Source organism: Candidatus Kuenenbacteria bacterium HGW-Kuenenbacteria-1, from assembly GCA_002839745.1.
Classification (GTDB): Bacteria; Patescibacteriota; Patescibacteriia; order UBA2591; family PGYQ01; genus PGYQ01.
This window is the reverse complement of sequence record PGYQ01000001.1, coordinates 11,808-37,183: the sequence shown is the minus strand read 5'-3', so window position 1 is coordinate 37,183 and position 25,376 is coordinate 11,808. Positions and strand designations below refer to the sequence as shown.

Genomic DNA, 25,376 nt, shown 5'->3' with positions numbered 1-25,376 from the left:
AAATTAGAAATTAGCTTTTTTAGGTTTTTAGAAAATAACAAATTTAAAATTTTCTACAAACTACCAATTGCCACATTAATTCCTCCTTGAAATTCAGAATCAAAAGATTTAAATTCGGTTTTTAAATTAGCATTTTTATCAAAAATTTTCACTATTGATTGTCCTGCTTCTCTTTGACTAGTAATAATTTCATCTTTTCCGTCTTCATCAATATCGCCTGTTGCTATATTAACCCCACCTTTAAAATCAAAACTATAAGCCATAAATTGAAATTCAAAATATAAATCATTTTCTTGTATTTTATATACTCTTACATAAGAACTTTCTTCCGAAGCAATACTAACAATTAATTCATCTCGTTTGTCACCATTAATATCGCCTGTTGCTATATTAACCCCGCCTTTAAATTTTGAATTAAAAATCATTGTTTGAAATTCAAGATATAAATCATTTTCTTGTAATTTATAAACTCTCACATAAGAACTTTCTTGCGAAGCAATACTAACAATTAATTCATCTCGTTTATCACCATTAATATCGCCTGTTGCTATATTAACCCCGCCTTTAAATTTTGAATTAAAAGCCAAAAATTGAAATTTTAAATTTCCATTTGTATCAAAAATTTTTATTAAAGGTTCGCCTGACTTAGGACCAGTAATAATTTCATCTTTTCCATCTCCATCAATATCTCCTATTGCCACACTAATACCTTTATTATAATCTAAATCATAAGCCAAAAATTGAAATTTTAAATTTCCATTTGTATCAAAAATTTTTATTAAAGGTTCGCCTATATTTGGACCAGTAACAATTTCATCTTTTCCATCTTTATCAATATCTCCTATTGCCATATTAATGCCACCATCAAAATGTTGACTATAAATTATTTGTTGATAATTTAAATTAGTATCAATATTAAATTTTTTAAAATATACTTTATTGTCTTTATCAGATGTTATAAAAATTTTTTTACCTTTTAAAATTTCTTCGGAACTTTGAGCCAATTTTAAAGCTTGATAAACATTTAATCTTCCTTTTCCTAATTTATCTTTATAATCAGGATTTTGTTCACTAATATTATCAACTCCATCTAAAATAAAATCTTGAACTTCTTTATTTGTTAAATTTGGAAATTGACTCCAAATTAAAGCAGCTGTTGCTGTAACTTGAGGTGCAGCTATTGAAGTTCCAGAATAAAATCCTCCATAATATTCTTTATAATTCGCTTCATTGGAATTATAAACCTGAGTTCCATAAAAATCAATTCCCGGCGCAGAAATATCCACATAATTTTTTCCAAAATTGGAAAAATTTGTCTTTTGATCTTTATTGTCAACAGCGCCTACTCCAATTATTTTATTTTCTTGCTCATTATAACAAATTGGATATAAAGGTATTTCATCTAAATTTATCCCTTGTATTTGAGTTTCTGATTTTTTATCACCATTTCCTGCTGCTGTAACAATAATTAATCCTGCTTTCCAAGCGCGTTCAATTGCTTTTGATAATTGTTCTGATTTTTTACTTCCAACAAAACTTAAATTTAAAACACGCGCTTTATTTTTAACAGCATAATCAACAGCTTTAGCAATATAACTGTCGTTTCCATTTCCTTGCTCATTTAAAACTCGCAAACACATAATTTTTGCTTTAGGACTTATTCCAATTATTCCTTGATTATTATTGCCTTCAGCAGCTATTATTCCAGTTATTATTGTCCCATGATTAATAGCTTCTTTAGTAAATTTAGAAAGAAATTTAGGATTTGGATCATTTGAATCTTCAATAAAATCCCAACCATTAATATCATCTATATAACCATTTTTATCATCATCAATTCCATTTCCTTTTATTTCATTAGGATTAGTCCAAATATTATTTTTTAAATCTGGATGATTAATATCAACACCAGCATCTAAAACAGCGACAATAATTTCTGAAGAATAATTATTAGCAATTTCCCAAGCCTTATCTGCTTTAATTATCGGTAAATACCATTGTTTTGAATAATAAGTATCATTTGGAACTAAAGCCATTATTGGAAATGCGAAACCAAAAAATAAAGTAATAATAAAAATTGTGAGTAATTTATTCATATTTTAATTATTTTTTGCTTTTAATTCTAAAAGTTTTCTTTCTATTCCTTTGTTATTTGGATTTAATTCTTGAAGTTTTAGAAAAATTTGTGATGCTTGATCGTAAAGTTCTTTTTTCTCATAAGCGATTGCTAAACCATAAAGAGCGTTGGAATAATTAGGTGAAATTTGAATAGCTATTTGAAATATTTTAATCGCCTCGTCTGTTTTTTCTTGATTAAAATAAAGTCTACCTAATTCAAAAAGAACAATTGGTTCAATTTTTTTTTCCTTATCCAAGTCTATTGTTATTTTTTCTAAACCAGAAATGGCTTTTTTGACGTCTCCTTGTTTTTCATAAGAAAGAGATAAATATAATTCAGCTGGCCAAAAATTCTTTTTTAATTCTAAAGCTTTTTGAAATTCTTTTTGTGCTAACGCAATTAACTCAGATGAACTCATTTTTTTTATTTTTTCTATAAAAGATTCTTTTTCTAAAATAGTTTTTTGAGATTCTTTTTCTAAATCTTTTTCTTTATTTTTTTCCGCCAAATCTGCATACATTTTCCCTAATTCTAAATGTAAAACAGGACTATTGGGTTCTAATTCTATAGCCTTGATTACTCCTTCTATTGCCAAAGGAATTGTTCCTTCTGTCATTGTTTCAATATCTTTATAAAACCGCCCTTGAACTTCTGCTGTTTCTATATTAAATGGAGCTATTTTTTGAACTTTTTTAATTTGATCAATTCCTAAACTAACTGTTTCTTTCATTTTTTCATAAGACTGTTGATTTTTTAAAATTAGAGATTCGTTTGAAATTTTATCTAAATAAGCTTGAATTAAATTTATTTGATAATACACTTGTTCGCTATTTAAAATTAAAGCTTGTTTTAAAATTTCAATTTTTTGTTCATAAAAATTTTCCATCGGTTGTTTTGATTTTAACCCATATTTTATTAACACTTCTGCTTTATATTTTTGAACAGCAAAATAACCTCCTCCTATTAAAATAAAAAAAATTAAAATAATAACTAAATTTAAAATAATAGAAAATTCTGGAACATTTTTTAAAATTTTATATCCAATTTTTTGATATTTAAAAATTTCTGGTTTTATTTCTCTATAATCAGCTATTAAAAGACTAAGAAAAAACCAAAAACAAAAATTTAAAACCGTGTTCCCTTGATAAAAAAATTGAGCAATAAAAAGAGAAAATACCGGAAAACAATAAATGGTAAATGGTAAACGAAAAATATTTTTAAACAAAATTCCCATTAAAATTAAATAAACCAAAATTCCCAAAATTCCAATACTTACTATTAATTCTGAAATATAATTTCCACTTTTTCCAAAACGAATTTGCCAATTTTTATTTTGATTAAATTCTGCTGAATGATATTTAGAAAAATTATAAATAAAAGTGCTTGGGCCTGTGCCTAAAATTGGATGATGCTTTATTGTGTCAGCAGTAATTTGCCAACTAATTTTATTTTCTAATCTTACTTCTTTATTTAAATCTATTTTAATAAATTTATTTAATGGATAAAAAATAGAAATAAAAGCAATAATAAAAATAATACTAATTAAATAAATTTTAAAACTATTTTCTTTTTCTGTTTTTTTTACTATTTTAAAAACAAAAAATAATCCTATGGTAATTGATAAAACAATCCATGCCAAAGTAAAATTAATTCCTATAAGTAATAAACAACAAATAACAAGTAATGAGTAATTATTAATAATAAATAATAAATTTTGCGGTTTTTTCCCTAAAATCAAAATAATAATTATTACTAAATAAATACTCAAAGTTTCCCATGAACCGATTGAATTAAAATTAGATAAATTAATTTCAGATACGAAATTATTTAACCAAGAAATTTGCGCTATTCCTTTTGAAAGAAAACCAAAAATTGAAAGACAACTAATTAAAATAACAAAAAATCCAGAGCATAAAAAAACATTCTTTAAACGATTAATAGTTAAATTGGTTTCATTAATATTATTAATTATGATAAAAAATAGCATCCCCAAACTTAATATCTCTAAAAGATTTCCCGAAAACCAACCATAAACTCCCCAAATTGAAGAATATCTATCTAAACTAAAAAAAGTAGCCAAAGCAAAAATTATCATTAAAATTAAAACAGGAATATTTAAAGGATTTCTCAAAAATTTAAATCCTTTTTTTATAATCGCCATTTTAATTAACCAAGCTATTAGAGCTATTGTTACTAAAAACCAAAGTAAATATTGTTTATTAAATTCAAAAATTTCAAAAGTAAAAGGAAGAAAAAATAAAGGAATAAAAAAAACCAAAAGATAAATAGGCACTGAAATAAAAGAATTACAAAGTTTTAATAGCAATTGTAATTTTTTAGATTGATCTCTTATAATTGGTTCATTTTTTTCAGATACTTTTTGTTCTAATTTTTTTTCTTTAATTTGTTTTCGTTTAATTTTTAAAAATCCAATTAAATTAAAAAACTCTTTCAATTTAGATTTTTTTGAAATTTTTTCAATTTTTTCTTTTATAATTTCAACTTTTAAATTATTCCCAAAATTCATTTTTTTTCTTGCTTCTTCTATTTCTTTTTCTCTTTTTTTTCTTTCAGCGCTTAAATCAATTATTTTATTTTCTTTTTTAAACATAAATTTATTCTTTAATCCCATCTAAATTAACATCATATAAAATTTGTTCTTGTACTAAACGATAATCCATAATTTCTTCTTTTTTAAACCAATGATTAATTTCAGTTTCGGCTTCTCCCACTGTTCCAGACGCATGAATTAAATTTCTAATTGCTCGCCCATCAGCATCAGTCATTTGATATGAATCCAAAACAAAATCTCCACGAATTGTTCCTACATCACATGTCAAAGGTTCAGTTCCGCCAGTTAATTTTCTTATAATTTGAACTACATGAGCTCCTTGCCAAACCATTGCAATTACTGGTCCGCTAGACATATATGTTTTTAAATTTTTTAAAATCACGGCCGTAATTTCAAATGGATCTTCGGATGGTGGCGTTAACCCTTTAGCTATATATCCTTTTATTGTTTTTTCTCCCGTAATTCTTCGCCAATTTGGATCCAAGGTATAATGTTTTTCTATATGTTCAACGTTTGGAATAAGCATTTTTATAGCTACTAATTTAAGCCCAACTCTTTCATAACGATTAATAATTTCGCCCATTAATGATCGTTGAACGCCATCTGGCTTAATAATAACCAGCGTTCTTTCTTTTTTCGGATGTTCTATTGTCATAAAAAAAATATTAAAAAAATAAATAAAATTATTTTGGCACGGGAGCCAGGACTTGAACCTGGAACCTCTGGTTTTGGAGACCAGCGCTCTACCAATTGAGCTACACCCGCAAAAAATTCTTTGTCATCCTCGGGCGAGTCCTCTGAGGACGAGACCCGGGGATCTAGAAAAAAATCTTAATCTAGATTCCCGCCTACGAGGGAATGACAGAAAAAAATTAATTCAAAATTCATAATTTTTTAAGTTTTCGTGTTTCTTTGTTTTTTTGTTTTTTTGTTTCTATTATTCAATCTTCAACTCATAAACTTTATTATCAGCAAGAATATAAAGTTTATTTTTTTCTTCATCAACAACAAAATTTTGCAATTTGATAAATTTTTCAGAAGTATATTGTTTTTGAACCTTGCCTTGTTTATCAGAAATTATTATTCTTTTAGTTGATGGTTCTAAAATATAAATGTATTTAGAATTAAAATCCGTCCAAATTTTAGTTGGATTTTCTAATGCTGGTTCAAGATTTTTTAAAGCAAACTCTTGTTTTTTCCCTTGAAGAAATTTTAAAATTTCTCCATTAGATTTTAAAACATAGATAGAACCATCAATCGCCAATGAAACTCCTTCATTTAAATTAATTTGTTCATCTTTAATCCAATTACTTTTTTCAGTTTGAGTTGAATTGTATTTATAAATTTGATTATTTTCTGAATCTAATGAATAAATTTTTTGAGAATAAACAACAAAATCTTTAATTTTATTAGTTTTAATGGGTAATTTAATTCCCATTAATTTTAAATCTTTATTTAAAACATTAAATTTGGCTAATTCATTAGTGTTATAGTAAAATAAAATAGAATTTTTATCATATTGTTTTGCGTTTTCAAATTGTTTATTTTCCTGCAAATTATTAAAAACAAAAAAAATCTTTTTTTCTTTAGAATCAAATTTAAAAATTGAATTATCTTGATTATAAAAATAAAGTTGTTGATTTAAAAGAACTAAATTAAAATTTTTATTTTTAAAATCCAAAAGATTTAAATCAGCAATTATCAAAGGATTATCAATGCTAATAATATTTCTTAATTTATTTAACTGAATTTCTGTTTCTTTTTGAATTTTTTGAAGTTTTGCTAAATTTTCTGGAGAATCTTTTGGTAATTCTTTAGATAATTTTAAAATTTCTTCTAAATTCTTTTTTGCTTTTTCCTCGTCTTTATAAATTAAAGCAGCGCCCACGGCGTTTTGTTTATTTTCTATCTTTTCAATTAATTGATTATTTTTTTTAATTTCATTGTCATTGCTTTGTTTTCTAGCTAACCAAATAAGACTAGATATAAAAAATAAAGCCAAAATTAAAAAAATAATAAATAATATTTTACTAAAATAAGAAAGGGATCTAAATTTATTTATCCATTTTAACACAAAAGGAGAATGACTAATAAATAATAGATTTCTTTTCTTTGGAAAAGTTGAAATATTAGAAATTTCTTTAGGTATTTCTTGTCTTTTAACTGACGAATCAATCCTGTTTTGTATATAGAATTTTCTTTTTGAATGAATAAATATTTTTTTAAAAAAATAAAATAAACAAGAAATGCAATGAGAAAATAAATTTAACAATTTTTTTTGAATTTTAGAAAAAAATGAAGCTCTAAGAATTCTATCTGTTTTTTCTTTTTGTTTAGCTAAATCAAATAAAGGATTATTGGTTGGAATTAATTCAATATTTTCTATTATATTTTTTTTATCAGATGAAACATTTTTAATTATTACTCCGGCTAAAATATTTTTAATTTTTGAATTACTAAGAAGATTTTGAAATTTTGAAATAGCTGAATTAGCTTCCCAATTATTTATAATTTTTTTTATTTTTTCCGAACTAATTAAATCAAAAATTCCGGAAGAAGTAAAAAAAATATTATTATTAGTGCTAATTGAACCATTAGTAATAGAAGAAAATAATTTTAAAGGATTAATAGAAATATTATTTACTCTAACTTTTTCAATAATATCAATTATTTTATCTTCATAAATTAAAAAAGCTGAAAAAAGCGATCCTATTTGAGCAAAATAAATAAACTCATTTTTAACCACAGCAACCAATATATTTATTTTTTTGAACCAATTACTTTGACTCACTCTTATTATTTTAGCAAATTCTTGATTAGCTTTTTGAAGAGTTGCTTCAAATATTTCTTCAATGTTTAACTCTTCTTTGTTTATGTTTGAACTATAATAATTAGTTTGAATTTCTTTAATAATACGCTCAATAATTTCTTTTTGAGGATTTTGAGAAGAAAAATCAGAAAGAGCGGCTAAAATTATTAATTGCCCCCTTTTTCTTTCTCGTTCATTTGAAGGCTCAACAATATAAACATTTCCCCATATTTCAGTTAATTTGGGATCATTAATTAAAAAACTCGCAACTTGAATATTATTTTTAGAATCTTTTGCATTAAACATAGAATAAATAAAATTAAGAGAGAATTTTTACAATTTTAAATTTTTAAAACCTAATCTCTTAATAAAATTATACTATAAACATAATTACAAAGCAAATTTTAATAATCTATTTATTTTAAAATGTTTTTATCTTGATAGATTAAATAAGTTATGTTATATATAGTTATATTTTTCGTTTTTATAATTTAAAATTTAAAATTTAAAAAATTCTATCTTATGTTTATAAAAAAAATTGGCATTGATTTAGGAACAGCAAATACTTTGGTTTATGTTCCAGGAAAAGGAATTGTTATTAATGAGCCTTCTGTAGTTGCTATTTCTGTTTTTGATAAAAAGGTTTTAGCTGTAGGAGATGAAGCAAAGGAAATGTTGGGTCGAACACCTGATAGTATTATTGCTTGTAAGCCTCTCAAAGACGGGGTAATTGCTGATTATAGAACCACTGAAGCAATGTTGCGATATTTTATTAATAAAGCTTTGGGAGGAATTCATTTTTTTAGACCAGAAGTAATGGTTGCTGTACCAGCTGGAATTACTTCTACTGAACGTCGGGCAGTAATTGACGCTACATTAATTGGTGGGGCAAAAGCAGCGTATGTTATTAAAGAACCAATTGCGGCCGCCATTGGCGCAAATATTCCTATTGGCAATGCTTCGGGACATATGATTGTTGATATGGGCGGAGGAACAAGCGAAATTGCGGTTATTTCTTTAGGTGGCATTGTTACCAATGCTTCAGTACGATTAGGTGGAAATAAATTTGATAGCGCAATTGCTGAATATACTCGAAAAAAATATAATTTAGCAATTGGTGAACGCACAACCGAAAATATTAAAATTCAAATTGGTTCAGCTTTATTTTTAGAAGAAAAATTGAAAATGAAAATTCGTGGCAGAGATACAATTTCTGGTTTACCTAAAACCATAACAATTACTTCAGATGATGCAACAGTAGCTATTCAAGATGAATTAACAGAAATTATTAATGCTGTGAAATCTGTTCTTTTTGACACACCTCCTGAATTATCCGCAGATGTTATTGATAAAGGTATTGTTTTGTCTGGCGGAAGTTCTCTTTTAAGAAATATGGATAAACTTCTTTCTCGCGCTATTGATGTGCCAGTTTATGTTGCCGATGATGCTCTACTTTGTGTCGTGCGTGGCACAGGCATCGCTTTAGAAAACTTAGAATCATACAAAAGAGCCATTTTAGCGACGAAGTAAAATTATATGAATTCAATCATTGGGCATGAAAAAATTATTTATTTCTTGCAAAAAAGCATTAAAAATGATAAATTAAATCATGCTTATTTGTTTTGCGGTCCAGCGCATTTAGGAAAAACTACAATTGCTAAAAATTTTTTATCTGAAATATTATGTGAAAAAAAATGCAAAAAATGTATCCATTGTCTAAATTTAGAAAAAAATACTCATCCGGATGTTTATTTTATAAATAAAGAAAAAGATAAAAAAAATATTACCATTGAACAAATTCGTTTTTTACAAGAAAAATTAATTAGACATTCTTTTCATGGATCATATAAAATTATTCTTATTAATCAAGCCGAAACTTTAAGTTTAGGAGCAGCTAATTGTCTTCTTAAATCTTTAGAAGAACCAAATCCAAAAACAATTTTTATTTTGATTGCCGAAAATACAAATTTACTTCCCAAAACAATTATTTCTCGAACACAAATTTTAAAATTTCTACCAGTTGCAACAAAAGATATTGTCAATTATTTTGAAAAACAATTTAATTTAGAGGCTAATCAAGCTTTAGAATTAGCAAAAATTTCAATAAATAAACCTGGTTTAGCAATTACTTTTTTTCAAAATCAAAATTTATTAGAAGAACATAAAAAACAAATTCGAGAATTTATTAATTTTCCGCAAAAAAATTTAAATGAGAAATTTCAAATTATTGAAAAAACCCTATCTACTAAAAATGAATTTTTAGAAAATATAAAAATTTTACAAAATATTCTGTCTCAATGGGATTTAATAATTAGAGATTTAATTTTAATCAAAAATTCCTTAAACATATTTATTATTCATTCTTTTTTGGAAAACGAGCTAAAAGAATTGGTTCAAAATTATGACGAAAATCAATTACTTCAAATTTTAAAAAAGATAAAAAAATCCAAAGAATATTTATTTACCAACGCAAATCCCAAATTAGTTTTTGAAAACTTCACCTTAAATTTATAATTTCTAAATTATGTTTAAAAAAATACTTACTTTTATTTTATTAATGTTCATTCCTTTATTTTTGACGGGGTGTATTAAAGTTAACTTTGAAAAAAACGGAAATGGAAGCGGAGGAATCTTTAAATCAACTGATGCTGGAAATACTTGGGAACAAAAAACATCTCTAGTATCTCAAAATAAAAAAGAAAAACAAAATATTAGCAGGATTAATCTAACAAAAATGTTTTTTTCTTTAGATGATTCTAAAATTATCTATTTAGGAACCAAAGAAAATGGATTATTTGTTACTTTTAATGCAGGAGATGAATGGAATAATATTTTTATTCCAAAAGGGGAAATTAACGACATAGCTATTGATCCAAAAAATAAAAATATTATTTATGTGGCATATTATAATAAAATCTATAAATTACTTAATCAAGAAAAAAAATTACAGGAAATTTTTATTGAAAATCAAGATAAAAGATATATTACATCTTTAGCAATTGATTGGAAAAATCCTAATAAAATTTATGCAGGAACAAACGATGGGGCGCTTTTACAAAGTTTAAATTCAGGACAAAGTTGGAATACAATAGAAAGTTTTAATAAAAAAAACGAAACAAAAAATAAGATAAATAAAATTTTAATAAATCCTTATGATAATCGAATTTTTTATGTAACCACAGTAAATGCGGGTATTTTTAGATCTGGGGATCAAGGAAAAAATTGGCAAGACATTACTTTAGGATTAGAAAAATATGCTGGAGGAAAAAATATTTTTGATATTGCTTTTGATCCAAGCAAAAAAGAAGGATTTTTACTCGCAACAACATATGGATTAATAAAAACCGATGATGGAGGAAAAACATGGAAAGATTTTAAATTATTATCTTTGCCTGGAACTGTAAAAATTTATTCTGTAGCAGTTAATCCTAAAAATTCAAGAGAAATTTATTATGGAACAAATGGGGCTATTTATAAAACAAATGATAATGGAATTACTTGGATCACTAAAAAATTACCTACTTTAAATGCAGTAAAAGTTTTATTAATAGATCCTAAAACTCCCGCAACAATTTATGCAGGTTTAAACAAGGAAAAATAAATTTTAATTTTTTAATATTTTTTTATGGAACTAAATTTGATTGAATCGCACAAACCAGAATTTGAAAAAACAATTATTTTTTTTGAAAAAGATTTAGAAAAATTAAGAATTGGCCGAGCTAATCCAGCGCTAGTTGAAGATTTAATAATTAAGGCTTATGATGGACAAATGCCTTTAAAACAATTAGCTAGTATTAATATATCTGACGCAAAAACAATTATTATTCAACCATGGGATAAAAATCTTTTAAAAGATATTGAAAAATCGATTTCAATATCTAGTCTGAATCTTCCTTGCGCAGTAGATGGAACAATGATTAGACTAAATATTCCGCCAATGACAGGAGAACTAAGAAAAGAAATAGTCCAAATAGTTCATCAAAAACTTGAACAAACAAGAGTAAGTTTTCGACAAATTAGAGATGAAATAAAAAAAGAAATACAAAAACAAGAACAAGAAAAACAAATTTCAGAAGATGATAAATTTTATTATTTCAAAGAATTAGATAAAGTTGTTGAAGAATATAATGAAAAACTTAAAGAAATAGAAATAAAAAAAGAAAAAGAAATAATGACAATCTAATTAATTTTTAATTTATAATTTTTAATTTCTTAAATATGTTTTTAACTATTATTGTTTTTATTGTAATTTTAGGGCTATTGGTTCTTGTCCATGAATTTGGACATTTTTTTGTTGCTCGAAAAATGGGTGTAACTGTAGAAGAATTTGGTTTTGGATTTCCTCCACGAATTTTTGGTATCAAAAAAGCAGGAACGCTTTTTTCTTTAAATTGGATTCCTTTGGGAGGATTTTGTAAAATCAAAGGAGATGAAGGTGGCAATCCTTCTGAAAAAGATAGTTTTGTTTCAAAAAAAATTTCAGAAAAAGTAGCCATTATTTCTGCTGGCGTAATCATGAATGTTTTTTTAGCATTCATATTATTTTCTATTGGATTTATGATTGGTTTTCCACAAGCATTAAATAAAGAAACTATTAAAGGAGCAAAAAAAATCAATCAGCCACAAATTCAAATTATGTCAGTTTTAGAAAACTCTCCAGCTCAAAAAGCAGGAATTCAATTAGGCGATGTTATTTCTGAAGTAGATGGACAAAAATTTGAAGATGTTTCTTTATTTCAAAAATATATAAAAAATATTGAAAAAGAAACCATAATAAAAATTAAAAGAGGAGATAAGTTTTTAGAAAAAAAAATTTATCCAGAATTTTCTGAAAAAGTCAATGGAAAAATAATAGGTACTCAATTAGTTAGTACTGGAATTATTTCATATTCTTGGCATCAATCCATTTATTTAGGAGCCAAAACAACCATTTTTTTAACCTTTGAAATAATTAAAGCCTTTTGTTTATTAATTAAAAATTTAATTATTCATCAAACATTATCAGCAGATATTTCTGGACCTGTTGGAATTGTTATAATGACAAAACAGATGGTTAATTTAGGATTTATTTACATTCTTCAATTTACCGCCTTACTTTCTTTAAATTTAGCAGTTATTAATTTTATCCCATTTCCAGCATTAGATGGTGGAAGAATACTTTTTTTAATAATTGAAAAAATTAGAAGAAAACCAATTAATCAAGAAATAGAAAATATCACTCATAGTATTGGATTCGCTTTATTAATGCTATTAATTATAATCATCACTTATCAAGATATCGTTAAATTTGGTGGAAAAATTTTAAAAGCACTTTTAAGAATTTTTTAATTAAAAATTTATTATGAATTTAACACTTTACCGAAAATATAGACCACAAACTTTTAAAGATTTGGTTGGTCAAGATCATATTAAAATTACTTTGGAAAATCAAATTAAAACTAATCAAATTAATCATGCCTATTTATTTTCTGGGCCTAGAGGAACAGGAAAAACCACTTGCGCTCGTCTTTTAGCCAAAGCGATTAATTGTAAAAACAGAAATAAAAAAGATGCAGAACCTTGTAATAAATGTACTTTTTGTAATGAAATTAGCGAAGGAAAATCTTTAGATATAATGGAAATTGATGCTGCTTCACAAACAGGAGTAGATAATGTTCGAGAAAATATTATTGAAAATTCCCGTTTTATCCCTCATAATCTTAATTATAAAATTTTTATTATTGATGAAGCTCATATGCTTTCTCTTTCCGCTTTTAACGCTCTTTTAAAAATTTTAGAAGAACCACCGGCTCATATTATTTTTATTTTAGCCACCACTGAAATTCACAAAATCCCAGAAACAATTATTTCTCGTTGCCAACAATTTAATTTTAAAAAAATTAATTTTTTAGAAATTACAAAAAAATTAGAAAAAATTTGTGATTTAGAAAAAATAAAAGTTGATCCTCAAATTATAAAAAATATCGCTCATCAAAGCCAAGGATATCTTCGAAATGCCGAAAGTCTTCTTGGTCAAATTTTAGTTTTAGGAGAAAAAGAAATAAATCTTGAACAAGCCGAATTGATTCTCCCACACTCTAACTTTAATTTAATTTTAGAATTATTAGAACATCTTTTTGAAAACAATAAAAAAGCCACTTTAATTTTAATTAATAAATTAGTAGAACAAGGGATTGATTTAAAATATTTTATTAATGATTGTATTGAAATAATGCGAAAAATTTTATTAATAAAAATAGATCTCAACCTTAACAACTTCTCTCAAGAAATGGATAAAGAAATTGAAAAGAAAATTTTAAAATTAACGGAAAAAATCAATATAAAAAAATTAAGCAAAGCAATTGAAATTTTAATTAAAACACAAAAAGAATTAGGCGAAACAGATATTATTCAATTGCCATTAGAAATAGCTATTTTAGAAATTATAGAAAATGATGAAATAATAGAACAAGAAAACAATAAAACAATGGAACAAAAAAACAATTTTGTAAGGGCATACCCTTGCGTACGCCCAGAAAACAATGAAGCGAAAAGCGAAAAGCGAAAAGCAAAAAATAATGAAACAGAAAATCTGAAATCTGAAACCTTAAATAAAGAATCTAAAATTAAATTAGAAGAAATTAAAGAAAAATGGGGAAAAATTTTAGAAAAAATTAAAAAACATAATCATTCTATTTTTACTTTTTTAAGAACAACAGAGTTACTTTCCTTTAAAGAAAATATATTGCAAATTGGATTTGAACATAAGTTTTATCAGGAAAGAATTAATGATAGAAAAAATAAAGAAATAATTGAAAATATTTTAGAAGATATTTTAAAACAAAAAGTTATTCTTAAAACAGAAATTCTTCCTATAAAAAATGGTTTTCTTGAAGAAAATCAAGATAAATTTTTAAATAATATTTTAAATGTATTTGATGGAAAAATTGTAGAATAATAAATATTTAAATTATCTTGAAACATTAATATAAAAATTCTCTTGATCGTAAAAATATTTATAAATAATTATTTTTTTCGGGGATCGTCTAATGGTAGGACGTCAGGTTCTGGTCCTTAAGATCGGGGTTCGAATCCCTGTCCCCGAGCCAATTTTTAATATGCAAACTTAATAAAACTTTTCCAACATTTTTTCAATTAATAAAAGCTCTTGGAACTAATATTAAATTAAAAAAATAAAATTCCTTAAAACTTTTCTAACAAAAAAACTCCTATTTTAGGAGTTTTTTGTATAATTCTAAATATTTTTTAGCTGAGTTTTCCCAAGAAAAATCTTGTCGCATATTATGAAAAATTATTTCTTGCCAAGCCTTTTTATCTTTATAAATCTCTAACGCCTCTTTGATTGAATTTAACATCTCATTTGCTTCATACTTTTCAAAAACAAAACCCATCCCTAATTTATAATGAATAGTTTGTAATGAATAATTTTCAACTGTATCTTTTAGCCCACCACAGGCTCTGACGATTGGTGTAGTTCCATATCGCATGGCAATCATTTGACCCAAACCACATGGTTCAAAATGTGAAGGCATTAAAAATATATCCGAACCAGCATAAATTTGCTGAGCTACTTTTGTATTAAATTTAAGATTACAAGAAAATTTATCAGGATATTTTAAAGACAATTCTGCTAATGTTTTTTCCATTTTTGGATCGCCCGTGCCTAATAAAACAAATTGTAAATCTAATTCCATTAATTTATCAAAAATTTTAATAATTAAATCAAATCCCTTTTGCTCAGCAACTCGCGAAATTAAACCAATCAAAGGCACATTAGAATCAATTTTTAAATTACAATTTTTTTGAAGATACTCTTTGTTTTCTTTTTTATTTTCTAATATTTTTTCTTTAGGCATTTCTAATCCATAATTTTTTATTAAAGTTAAATCTGTTGCTGGATTAAAAAAATCCACATCAATCCCATTAAGAATACCAGAAAGATTAGCCTTTCTTTTTTGTAAATTATTTTCTAATTTTTCACCAAATTCTGGGGTTAAAATTTCTTGCGCGTAGGTTGGACTCACAGTATTAATTAAATCTGCGTTTAAAATGGCTTGCTGAACGGCATTGAGATCTTTAAATTGATTTTTTGTTCTTTCTCGCAAACAAGGCCAATCTTGTTCTTTTAAATTAAGCATTTTTAAAATTTCTTGAGGATTATATTTACCTTGATAAGCAAAATTATGAATTGTAAATAAAGTTTTTTGTTTCATTTGTAAATTAACAGATTGAATTTTTATTAATAAGGGTAAAAATCCAGTGTGCCAATCATGACAATGAAAAATATCTGGTTGCCAATCTATTTTGTTATTTAAAAAAATTTCCGCAACGCATTTGGTAAAAAAAACAAACCGTTGACATTCATTAAGCGCGCCGGATGAAGAAGCGTCAATGGTAAAATAAATTTCGCCCTCACTTAAATATTTTAAATTTTCAATCAAATAAACCTCTACTTGTCTTTGAGTGTCTGGCAAAAAACAGGAATAAACATTAACTAATTCCTCTTGATTATAAAAAGGAATTTTTATATCACTAGCAATTTTTTTTAGAGGATATTTTTTTTCGTCAATGATTCCGTATTTTGGAATAATAATTTTTACATCCACTCCGAGTTTTTTTAATGCCTTTGGTAAAGCACCAATAACATCAGCTAATCCGCCTACTTTAGCAATAGGCGTCAACTCCCCTCCTACAAATAAAACTTTCATTTGATTTTTCATAAAAAAAACTTTAGAAAATAAAATAAGCAAAAAAATGTTGACCTGTTGAAGACTGTCTTCAACAGGTCTCTCGCGCAAAGAATTATTGTTATATTTGAGTGTCAAAACCAAAATATAACCTCGATTAAGATAACAGAAAAATTTAAAATTTCTTTAACTTTACACTTTACACTTTGAACTTTTAACTATCCCTATCATTCCTCCCAATCCCATACAAATAACTATTAATTTAAAAGCCCAACCTAAATAAGGAATGTTAAATAAAATTATTAAAATAATCATTCCTAAAATCATTGGCCAAATTAAATTATTTTTTTGTTCTTGTTCGCCAGCTGGCAAAACGATCTCTTTTGGTTTTCTAATTTTTTTATCTATTTCTACGCCAATTGTTAAACCAACAAAAAGTTGAGCTAAATATAAAAAGATGAAATATAAACACATTCCAATAAAAGCCAATGGAATTCCAATGAGCATAGCAATTAAAAAAAGCGCGATTATCGGCACAACAATAAAACAAATTATTCCATAGCCTAAATTTTTCCATGGCGTTTTTTTAATTTGATTAATTATTTCCAATGTTTTCTTAGGAAATAAAGAAATAAAAATTAAACCAATAATTAAAAACCCAAACAAAGAAACTAATTTCCAAAAGAAAAAAGCAATAGTATATTTTTTTTCTTGTTTTTCAAAGGATGGAATTTTATACAAAGTTTTTCCTAAAATTTGAGCGCCAGATTTTATTTCCGCTTTTTGAGACGCAACATAATCTAAATTTCCATTAATAATTGTTTTAGGTTGTAAAACAAGAGCTGTTGTATTTAAATAAACATTTTTATTATTTTCTCCGGCCAAAGAAATTTTTTTCCCATTGCCAAAAATATTGCCATCAATTTTTCCATTTACATCAATGCTTTCTCCCAAAATTAATAAATTTTTTTTAATCTTACTTTTCTCAGAAAAAATAATATTTTGTCCCAAAACATTAACATTTTTATCTATTTGATTATTAAAATTTATAGTTTCTCCTAAAATTCTAATATTCCCATTTACATTTCCATTAATTGTAATTTGTTGAGTAAAACCAATAACATCTCCTTCAATATTTCCATTGATGGTAATATTTTTGGCAAAAACAAAAAGATCACCCTTAATTAATCCATTAATTTCTATATTTTGTCCGAAAGCAATAAAATCATCATCAATAATTTCATTTGAATTAAGACGAATACTTTCTCCTGTTTTTTGGACAATTGCTTGCGAAAAAGAAAATGGAAATAATAAAAAACAAAAAAATATAATAGATAAGGCAATTATTTTTTTCATAAAATAGGCTCTAGGTTTATTAAAACGCTAAAGAAATTAATTATTAAATTTTAACAATTTCTTTTTTTAAATGCTATTTATTTTTGAACCTTGTTTTGTGTCTTCAACTTGATAACCCAATTTTTCAATTTCTTGACGAATTTCATCAGATTTTTGCCAATTTTTTTTCTTACGAGCCTTTTCTCGTTGAGAAACTAAATCTAAAATTTCTTTTGGAATTTTATTTATTTTTATTTTCCCCAAATTTAATCCCAAAACCTTATCAAAATCTAAAATAGTTTTTAATTTATCTTGGTTAGCTATATCTGATTTTAATAATTCTTGAACCACGCTCAATGCTTGTGGCATATTTAAATCATTATTTACTGCTTTTAAAAATTTCTCTTTAAAATTATGATCAATATCGCCGATGTCTTTGCCTAATTTTTTTATTTGATTATATAAATGCTCTAACCCATTTTGAGCATTTTCCGCTCCATTTTGGCTATATTCCATTGGCTTTCTATAATGCGTTTGTAAAACTGAAAACCTATAAACCAAGGGGTTAATATTTTGTTTAATAAAAGCGTTTTCTAATGTAAGAAAATTCTCTTTGCTTTTTGCCATTTTTTTCCCTTCAGCAATATTTAAAAAAGCTCCATGTATCCAATAATTAAAAAACTTTTTCCCAGTAGCTACTTCAGACTGAGCAATTTCATTTGTATGATGAATATTAATATGATCCATCCCGCCACAATGAATATCAAGTTGATCGCCTAAAAGTTTTAAACTCATTGCCGAACATTCTATATGCCAACCAGGAAAACCAATTCCCCAAGTAGAATTCCACTCCATCTGTCTTTTAGAATCTTTGGGCGAAAATTTCCATAAAGCAAAATCAGTCGGATTTTTTTTCTCTTCATTTTTTTCAACTCGCGCGCCTTCTTGCAAAGTTTCTAAATCAAGATGACTTAATTTATTATAATCTTTAAATTTTGAAGTATCATAATAAATACCATCGCTTGTCTTATATGTATAACCTTTTTTTTCTAAAATTTTAATTAAATCAATTTGCTCTTTTATGTAATCAGTCGCTTTACACCAAATATGAGGTTCTAATATATTTAATAATTTTAAATCATCTTTAAATGCCTTAGTATAAAATTCCACAATTTCCCAAACTGTTTTATTTTCTTTTTTTGCTCCTTTTTCTAATTTATCTTCCCCCATATCTTGATCCCCTGTTAAATGCCCAACATCAGTTATATTCATTACATGTTTTACTTTATAATGATTATAAAGTAAAACACGATTTAAAATATCCTCAAAAATATATGTTCGCAAATTACCAATATGAGCAAAATTATAAACAGTTGGACCGCAGGTATAAAGTCCAATTTCGTTTTTTTTAATTGATTTAAACTCCTCTTTTTTTCGCGTTAAAGTGTTATAAATTTTAAGCATAAATAATAAATACAATTTTCAACTTTCAACTTTTAACTTTCAACTTTTAACTTTTAACTTTTTAAGGCCTGGGTGGGAATTGCACCCACGCGTATTGGTTTTGCAGACCAATGCCTTACTGCTTGGCTACCAGGCCAGAATATAAAAAACCTCTTTTTTAAAAGAGGTTTTATTATATTTTAATATTTTTTTAATTTAATACAACCTCTTTTTAGAAAAATTATAACAACAAACAATTTTTTTACCTTTAAATAATCATTTTACGAATTCAATATGATTAATTTGATAATTCATAATGAAAAATTTATCTCTTTTTCCACTGCGGAGCGCGACGAGCTTTTTTAAGACCTGGTTTTTTTCTTTCTTTTTCTCTAGGATCGCGAGTTAAAAATCCACTCTTTCTTAAAATTGGTTTAGTTTCCTGTTCAATTTTTACTAAAATACGAGACAAACCATGTCTAATGCTTTCTGATTGTCCATTTTTCCCACCACCTTTAACTAAAACAGAAATATCACTTTTATCAATCTTTCCAGTTTTTGTTAATGGATCTGTTATATTTTTCTGCCAAACAAAATATGGAAAATATTTTGTAAAATCTTGATTATTAACTATAATTTTCCCTGTTCCTTTTTCGTAATATCGTACTTGCGCTATTGCTCTTTTTCTTCTACCTATAGCATAAATATATTTTCGATTTTCAAAAATTGAAAAAACTCCTTCTTGAATAGAAGCATCTTCTTTTTTTACTTCTTCTTTTTTTATTGTATCTTTTTTTAAGGCCATAATTTTATTTAATTTATTGAAATAAAAATAACTATCTTAATTCTATTTTAAAATAGAAATATGTCAAGATTTATGCTATTAATCGGATATAGCATAAAATTTACATTTTTTTAATTTGCAAAAAATCTAACTCTACAGGAGTTTCTCGTCCAAAAACAGAAATTGAAACTTTTATTCTCCCACGAGCTTCATCTATTTCTATAACTTTACCTTCAAAATTTTTAAATGGTCCGTCTACAATTTTTACTAATGTATCTACATTAACATCAATTTTATATTTTGGCTCTTCTATTTTCATTCGTTTTTGCAAAGACCTTATTTCTTCTTCTGAAATAGGTGTAGGCGTAACTCCTGTGCCAATAAATCCTGTTACTGACGGAGTATTTCTAACAACATACCACGAATCATCAGTAACAATCATCTCTATTAAAACATATCCCGGAAAAATTTTTTCTATTATCGTTTTTCTTTTCCCACCCTTAAATTTTATTTTCTTTTCAGTTGGAATTAAAATATTAAAAATTTTATCTTCCATGCTCATTGATTCTATTCTTTGTTTAAGATTAGAAGCAACTTTTTCTTCATATCCCGAATAAGTATGTAATACATACCATTGACGTCCTTCGTGTGACACTTGTTTTGGCATAATAAATAATTAAAAGAATAAAAAAATTAATTTTTAAAGTAATTTTTCTATGCCTATAGTTAAAAAATAATCAATAATCCCTAAAAAAATAGCCATAGCAATACTAATTCCAATAACAATCAATGTATGATTGATTGTCTCTTGTTTGGTTGGCCAAGTAACTTTTTTTAATTCAATTTTTGAATCTTTAAAATATTGAATAAGTTTATTCATAAATTACAAAATTATTTTATATTTATAGAATAATTTTAATTTAAAAGAATGTCAACCATAAATTGTCAACATCTAGTATTTATGTTACTATTTAAATATAAAAAAGTCAAATTTAATTTTTAATTTATTTTACTAAACCTTCTTTTATGTCTCTTGAAATTATTAAATATCCCAATCCTATTTTAAGACTAAAATCAAAAAAAATTAAAAAAAAAGATATTTTAAAAAAGAAAACTCAAGAATTAATTAAACAAATGGTTGAAACTTTAGAAAAAGTAAAAGGAGCCGGTTTGGCTGCTCCACAAATTGGAAAAAGTATAAAATTAATTTTGGTTCGCAATTACGATGAAATAAATGATAATGCATTTTGTAATACTTATTACAATAAAAATTGTAAAATTTTAATTTTAATTAATCCTAAAATTATCAATAAATCTTGGAAAAAAGAAATTGAAAAAGAAGGATGCCTCTCGATTTATAAAAATTCTAATTTAATTTTTGGTTTAGTAAAAAGATCAAAAAAAATTACAATTAAAACATTGGATAAAAATGGAGAAAAAATAAGTTTTAAAGCCGAAAATTTGCTCGCTCGAATTATTCAACATGAAGTAGATCATTTGAATGGAATTTTATTTATTGACAAAACTATTTAGAAATTTTAAATTAAAGAAAAGTTAAGAAATTATAAATTTTAAATTTATGAACATTATTTTCATTGGCACGTCTGATTTTGCTGTGCCAATTTTAAAATTTCTTATTATAAATTGTACGGGGTTCAACCCCGTAAATATTAATATTATTACTCAACCGGATAAGCCAGTAGGTAGACAACAAAAATTACAGGCTTCGCCAGTAAAACAAATGGCCTTGAAATATAAAATTCCAATTTTTCAGCCAGAAAATATTAAAGATCAAAAAAATATAGAATTAATAAAAAAAATGCAACCAGATTTAATTATTGTTGCTTCTTACGGACAAATTTTACCAAAAGAAATTTTAGAAATTCCAAAATTCGGTTGTTTAAATATTCACGCTTCTTTGCTTCCAAAATATCGCGGAGCCTCACCTATCCAATCTGCAATTTTAAATAACGACAAAGAAACTGGAATAACAATTATATTGATGGATGAAAAAATGGACACCGGAAAAATAATATCCAACACAAAAATTAAAATACAAAATAATGACACTAGTCAAATTTTACATGATAAATTAGCGCATTTAGGCGCTGATTTATTAATAAAAACTTTACCAAAATATATTCAAGAAGTAAAAAAAATAATAAAGTTTTGGAAAAAAGAACATCAAAAAAATTTAACCATTAAACAAATTGATTTTATTAATCCCTTATTTATTTCTCTAAATTCATCATTAAAAAAACAAAATGAATCAAATGCGAGTTATACAAAAATTTTAAAAAAAGAATATGGAAAAATTGATTGGACAAAGTCGGCTCAAGAAATTGAAAGACAAATTCGCGCCTTTTCTCCGTGGCCGGGAAGTTTTACAAAATTTAAAGATAAAAAGTTAAAAATTTTTCAAGTAAAAATTATACAAAGGTTGAACCATTGTAATTTACAACCAGATAATTTTTTTTTAACAGAAAATAAACAATTGGCTATACAATGTGGTCAAGGAATTTTGGTTATTGAAGAATTGCAAATTGAAGGGAAAAAAAAGATGTCTTCTCAAGAATTTTTAAAAGGACATTCTATCTAATTTTATTTTTTTCTCGCTTTTTCTGTTACATTATAACCCAAATATCTTCCTAACATTAACCGAGTTTGAGCGTCAATAGCTGGAATGGCGCTAAAAATAATTAAAGTGATTGGTAAAAGAACCCATTGTAAAATCATTAATAACCATTTTGTTTTTTTATATCTTTGTGGACAAGCAGGAAGAATTATTGTGCTTAAAACACATAATGTAAAAATCCCAACCATACAAGCATTCATTATTATTTCTAAAATATGAGGCGCCATCTGTATAATAGCAGATCCAATCCCTCTATGACTAGCAACAAATAAAGGCAACCAACCCAAAATAAAAATTAAAATCGGCGCTACTGCCCAAAAAAAACCGCCCTCTAATTGATTATAATAAAAATGAATTCTTTTTAAAAAAGGAACTTGATTTTTTTTAAAATACCAAACCATAAATGGAAAATTTTCAATACCATATGCCCAACGTTGCTGTTGTTTATAAATGCCAATCATGCTTCGCCAAAATGTTTTTCCTAAAACTGCATCCATAGAAATCGGAATATATATTGGAACAATTGAATAATCCCCATGATAATGAGCTATGGCTTGTAAATATATTCTTGAATCTTCTGAAACCATATCTCTTTGCCAAAATCCAACATCAACTAAGGCCTTAAAACTCATACTATGCGAAGAAAAAGTAATCAATTTTTCATGTTTAACTAATTCAGTTAATAACCAAAAAGAAGCTCCATTAGCCACTATTCTTGCCAAGGCTGGAGCATCCCAAATATTATTATGAAACAAAATTAATGGTTGATAACTAACACGAGTTGGATTTGGATGAGTTAAATATTTATAAGTTAAACAAGAAAAATATTGAACATTTGGGCATGAGTCTAAATCAAAAGAAGAAACAATAATATTTTCATAAGAAATTTTTTCTTGATCAATGTATTCTTTTATTCTTTCCCCAGCCCAAGTAATATTTGACGATTTACCAGGTAAATCACCATGTAAATTTTTTGGGTGTACAAAAACAAAAAGTTTATAAAATTTATCTCCAAATTCTTTTTGAATTATTTCCGCATTTTTTAAAAAATTTTCTTTGTCTCTTTCTTCGCCAGTTAAAATAATTATAAATTTATTTAAAGGATAATTTATTTTTATCAAATTTTCAAAAGTAGTTTTAAAAACCTCAATCCCCTCTTTATAAGAAGGTAAAAAAATTAAATGTAAAATTTTTTCCCAATCAGAAATTATTTGAACTTTTTTAAACCAATTAATTTTTATATCTTTTCTAAATCTACGCCAAGAAATAAAAACATAAACCAAAAAATAAAGAATTCTAAAAAACCAATATAAATCAAAAACAATAATAAAATAAATAGCCCAGATTGGTTGAATAAAAGAAATTATAATTGCCACAAAAAATGTTGTCCATGTTAAGGCACCGGGAATAATTTCTAAAAAACGATATTTAATATAATCTTGTTTTGAAAACATAAAAATTAATCTATTAAATTTAACCTTTTAAAATCAGCGCCTTTGCGAAGAATTTTAATTGGTTTTTTAGTTAAATCAATTAAAGTTGAAGCCGAGCCAGTTAATTCGCCAACATTATAATAAAAAACTTTATCTTTAAAATATTTTTTCGCCTGAGAAATTGTTTCGGCTGGCGCAAAATCCTCTAAATTAGCGCTGGGAGCAATCAACGGTCCAGAAATTTTAAGAATTTTTATAAGCTGTTTTTTTGCTGGAATTCTAAAACATAATGTTTCTGCTCCGCGATGAAGATAAGAAAATTCTAAAAATGGACAATTTAAAATTATACTAATTTTACTTGGCCAAATTTTTAATAAAAAATTTTTTTGCCACAATTTTAATTTTATTTTAAAAATTTTTAAATCATCTAAACAAGAAATTAAAATAATCATCGGCTTTGTTGGTTTTCTTTTTTTTAATTTATAAATTTTTTCAACTGTTTTTTTATTTAAAGCTAAACCACAAATGCCATAAATAGTATCTGTTGGAATAACACCAATTATTCCTTCTTTTAAAAAAAAGGCAATTTTTTGTGAAGAATTTTTTAAAAAACACTCATTAAATTTTGTCATTGAAAATTTTATTATTAATAAAATTATATCAAAATTTGAATTTTGAAAGTTTCTTGAGCTTATCTTTTGATTTTTTTTATTTTATAATTTAATTATATTTTACATTATCTTAAAAATTTTAGCTAGACATCTAGTTAAGTGTGTTAAAATAAGTAAAATTTTGAGACCCTACATAAAATTTTTCAAACAAATTTTATCTTGTTTTGTTTTTCTTTATATATAATAAAGTAATAAAAAAAATTCAAAATTTATAATTTCAATTTATAATTTTTCCCATTGTGTTAACACAGTGAAAGTGAGTATTTAGAGGAGGGATAAAAGTTTATTTTTTTATCCCTCCTCTTGTGTAACGCTCTTTCTTTTTAGAACGTTACAGTTATTGTTATTTCACCTCCTTCTCCCGGCATTACATACCGAGAAATATTCTTCTCTTGCCCACCTGGTTCTACAACCAGAATGAGCATCTTCTGAAGGGAGTTTATCCCAAAGGACAACCTCCCTCCCAAAATTAACCCTTTCTCAACTCCGCCGAAGAAAACGGCGGAATTTTCAACATTGCAAACGATTGTTATCGTTGCAATGTCAACTGGCTCTTCAAGGGTGAAAAGCCCAAAAACTGTCACACCCACACCACTAACAGTAATGGTTGTTGTGCCATAGGCTTGGGTATCAACTGTAAACGATGTGGTAAATGATCCATATTCATCGGCCACTGCCTGCTGAATATTATCATTTGTTCCAAACGCTATGGTGATATTATCATTTGCCCCGTAGCCTGTACCACTAATAGTGACCACTGTCCCCACAGTCCCAGCGGTTGGGGCCACCATCACGGTCCCAGTTCCTGGATCAGGTATCACGGTCCCAGTTCCTGGATCAGGTATCACGGTCCCAGTTCCTGGATCAGGTATCACGGTCCCAGTTCCT

General features: G+C 26.0%; 21 protein-coding genes and 3 tRNA genes. 9 read left to right on the top strand and 15 right to left on the bottom strand.

Annotated features, from left to right (window positions below):
• Window positions 1–53: 53 nt before the first annotated feature.
• The 5 genes from CVV26_00180 to CVV26_00160 form a co-directional block, all read right to left on the bottom strand.
• Window positions 54–2,096: a hypothetical protein gene (locus tag CVV26_00180; protein PKL72673.1), complete on the bottom strand. Its 2,043-nt coding sequence runs from the start codon at window positions 2,094–2,096 to the stop codon at window positions 54–56.
• 3 nt (window positions 2,097–2,099) lie between these two features.
• Entirely contained in the window at window positions 2,100–4,751 is a 2,652-nt protein-coding gene (locus CVV26_00175; GenBank protein ID PKL72672.1) for a hypothetical protein, read from the bottom strand.
• Window positions 4,735–5,346 carry a nucleoside-diphosphate kinase gene (locus tag CVV26_00170; protein ID PKL72671.1) on the bottom strand — a complete coding sequence of 204 codons (612 nt, stop codon included), beginning with the start codon at window positions 5,344–5,346 and terminating at the stop codon, window positions 4,735–4,737. Before CVV26_00170 ends, CVV26_00175 begins: the two co-directional genes overlap by 17 nt.
• Before the next feature lie 34 nt (window positions 5,347–5,380).
• Window positions 5,381–5,456, bottom strand: a tRNA-Trp gene (locus CVV26_00165).
• Window positions 5,457–5,628: 172 nt separating this feature from the next.
• Window positions 5,629–7,806 carry a hypothetical protein gene (locus CVV26_00160; GenBank protein PKL72670.1) on the bottom strand — a complete coding sequence of 726 codons (2,178 nt, stop codon included), beginning with the start codon at window positions 7,804–7,806 and terminating at the stop codon, window positions 5,629–5,631.
• 216 nt (window positions 7,807–8,022) lie between these two features.
• Between CVV26_00160 and CVV26_00155 the strand changes: the two genes are divergently transcribed.
• The 7 genes from CVV26_00155 (at window position 8,023) to CVV26_00125 (ending at window position 14,588) form a co-directional block, all read left to right on the top strand.
• Entirely contained in the window at window positions 8,023–9,030 is a 1,008-nt protein-coding gene (locus tag CVV26_00155; protein PKL72669.1) for a rod shape-determining protein, read from the top strand.
• A 6-nt stretch (window positions 9,031–9,036) separates the two neighbouring features.
• Entirely contained in the window at window positions 9,037–10,014 is a 978-nt protein-coding gene (locus CVV26_00150; protein ID PKL72668.1) for a hypothetical protein, read from the top strand.
• A gap of 10 nt (window positions 10,015–10,024) precedes the next feature.
• Window positions 10,025–11,101 (top strand): hypothetical protein, encoded by a 1,077-nt coding sequence (locus CVV26_00145; protein ID PKL72667.1) that lies wholly within the window; start codon window positions 10,025–10,027, stop codon window positions 11,099–11,101.
• Window positions 11,102–11,125: 24 nt separating this feature from the next.
• Complete coding sequence (locus tag CVV26_00140) at window positions 11,126–11,683, top strand: ribosome recycling factor (GenBank protein ID PKL72666.1); 558 nt, start codon at window positions 11,126–11,128, stop codon at window positions 11,681–11,683.
• A 35-nt stretch (window positions 11,684–11,718) separates the two neighbouring features.
• Window positions 11,719–12,828: an RIP metalloprotease RseP gene (gene rseP, locus CVV26_00135; GenBank protein ID PKL72665.1), complete on the top strand. Its 1,110-nt coding sequence runs from the start codon at window positions 11,719–11,721 to the stop codon at window positions 12,826–12,828.
• A 13-nt stretch (window positions 12,829–12,841) separates the two neighbouring features.
• Window positions 12,842–14,437 (top strand): hypothetical protein, encoded by a 1,596-nt coding sequence (locus CVV26_00130; GenBank protein ID PKL72664.1) that lies wholly within the window; start codon window positions 12,842–12,844, stop codon window positions 14,435–14,437.
• A gap of 77 nt (window positions 14,438–14,514) precedes the next feature.
• A tRNA-Gln gene (locus tag CVV26_00125) sits at window positions 14,515–14,588 on the top strand.
• A gap of 120 nt (window positions 14,589–14,708) precedes the next feature.
• Here CVV26_00125 and CVV26_00120 read toward each other — a convergent pair.
• The 7 genes from CVV26_00120 to CVV26_00090 form a co-directional block, all read right to left on the bottom strand.
• Window positions 14,709–16,220: a hypothetical protein gene (locus CVV26_00120; protein PKL72663.1), complete on the bottom strand. Its 1,512-nt coding sequence runs from the start codon at window positions 16,218–16,220 to the stop codon at window positions 14,709–14,711.
• Between the two features lie 159 nt (window positions 16,221–16,379).
• Window positions 16,380–17,543 carry a hypothetical protein gene (locus CVV26_00115; GenBank protein PKL72662.1) on the bottom strand — a complete coding sequence of 388 codons (1,164 nt, stop codon included), beginning with the start codon at window positions 17,541–17,543 and terminating at the stop codon, window positions 16,380–16,382.
• 66 nt (window positions 17,544–17,609) lie between these two features.
• A complete protein-coding gene (locus CVV26_00110) occupies window positions 17,610–18,986 on the bottom strand; it encodes a cysteine--tRNA ligase (GenBank protein PKL72661.1) in 1,377 nt (458 codons plus the stop codon).
• A 64-nt stretch (window positions 18,987–19,050) separates the two neighbouring features.
• Window positions 19,051–19,122: transfer RNA gene (locus tag CVV26_00105), tRNA-Cys, on the bottom strand.
• Window positions 19,123–19,290: 168 nt separating this feature from the next.
• On the bottom strand, window positions 19,291–19,692 hold the full coding sequence (locus CVV26_00100) for a 30S ribosomal protein S9 (protein ID PKL72774.1): 402 nt from the start codon (window positions 19,690–19,692) through the stop codon (window positions 19,291–19,293).
• A 178-nt stretch (window positions 19,693–19,870) separates the two neighbouring features.
• Window positions 19,871–20,416 (bottom strand): transcription termination/antitermination protein NusG, encoded by a 546-nt coding sequence (locus tag CVV26_00095; GenBank protein ID PKL72660.1) that lies wholly within the window; start codon window positions 20,414–20,416, stop codon window positions 19,871–19,873.
• A gap of 33 nt (window positions 20,417–20,449) precedes the next feature.
• Window positions 20,450–20,629, bottom strand: a complete 180-nt coding sequence (locus CVV26_00090) for a preprotein translocase subunit SecE (GenBank protein PKL72659.1) — start codon at window positions 20,627–20,629, stop codon at window positions 20,450–20,452.
• 146 nt (window positions 20,630–20,775) lie between these two features.
• Between CVV26_00090 and def the strand changes: the two genes are divergently transcribed.
• Window positions 20,776–21,282, top strand: a complete 507-nt coding sequence (gene def, locus CVV26_00085) for a peptide deformylase (protein ID PKL72658.1) — start codon at window positions 20,776–20,778, stop codon at window positions 21,280–21,282.
• 46 nt (window positions 21,283–21,328) lie between these two features.
• Window positions 21,329–22,348: a methionyl-tRNA formyltransferase gene (locus CVV26_00080; GenBank protein ID PKL72657.1), complete on the top strand. Its 1,020-nt coding sequence runs from the start codon at window positions 21,329–21,331 to the stop codon at window positions 22,346–22,348.
• Window positions 22,349–22,350: 2 nt separating this feature from the next.
• On the opposite strand, the gene CVV26_00075 is transcribed toward CVV26_00080, so the two are convergent.
• The 3 genes from CVV26_00075 to CVV26_00065 form a co-directional block, all read right to left on the bottom strand.
• Window positions 22,351–23,838, bottom strand: coding sequence for a hypothetical protein (locus CVV26_00075; protein PKL72656.1), 1,488 nt, complete (start codon window positions 23,836–23,838; stop codon window positions 22,351–22,353).
• A gap of 5 nt (window positions 23,839–23,843) precedes the next feature.
• Complete coding sequence (locus CVV26_00070) at window positions 23,844–24,449, bottom strand: threonylcarbamoyl-AMP synthase (protein ID PKL72655.1); 606 nt, start codon at window positions 24,447–24,449, stop codon at window positions 23,844–23,846.
• 362 nt (window positions 24,450–24,811) lie between these two features.
• Window positions 24,812–25,363 (bottom strand): hypothetical protein, encoded by a 552-nt coding sequence (locus CVV26_00065; GenBank protein PKL72654.1) that lies wholly within the window; start codon window positions 25,361–25,363, stop codon window positions 24,812–24,814.
• Window positions 25,364–25,376: the final 13 nt, after the last annotated feature.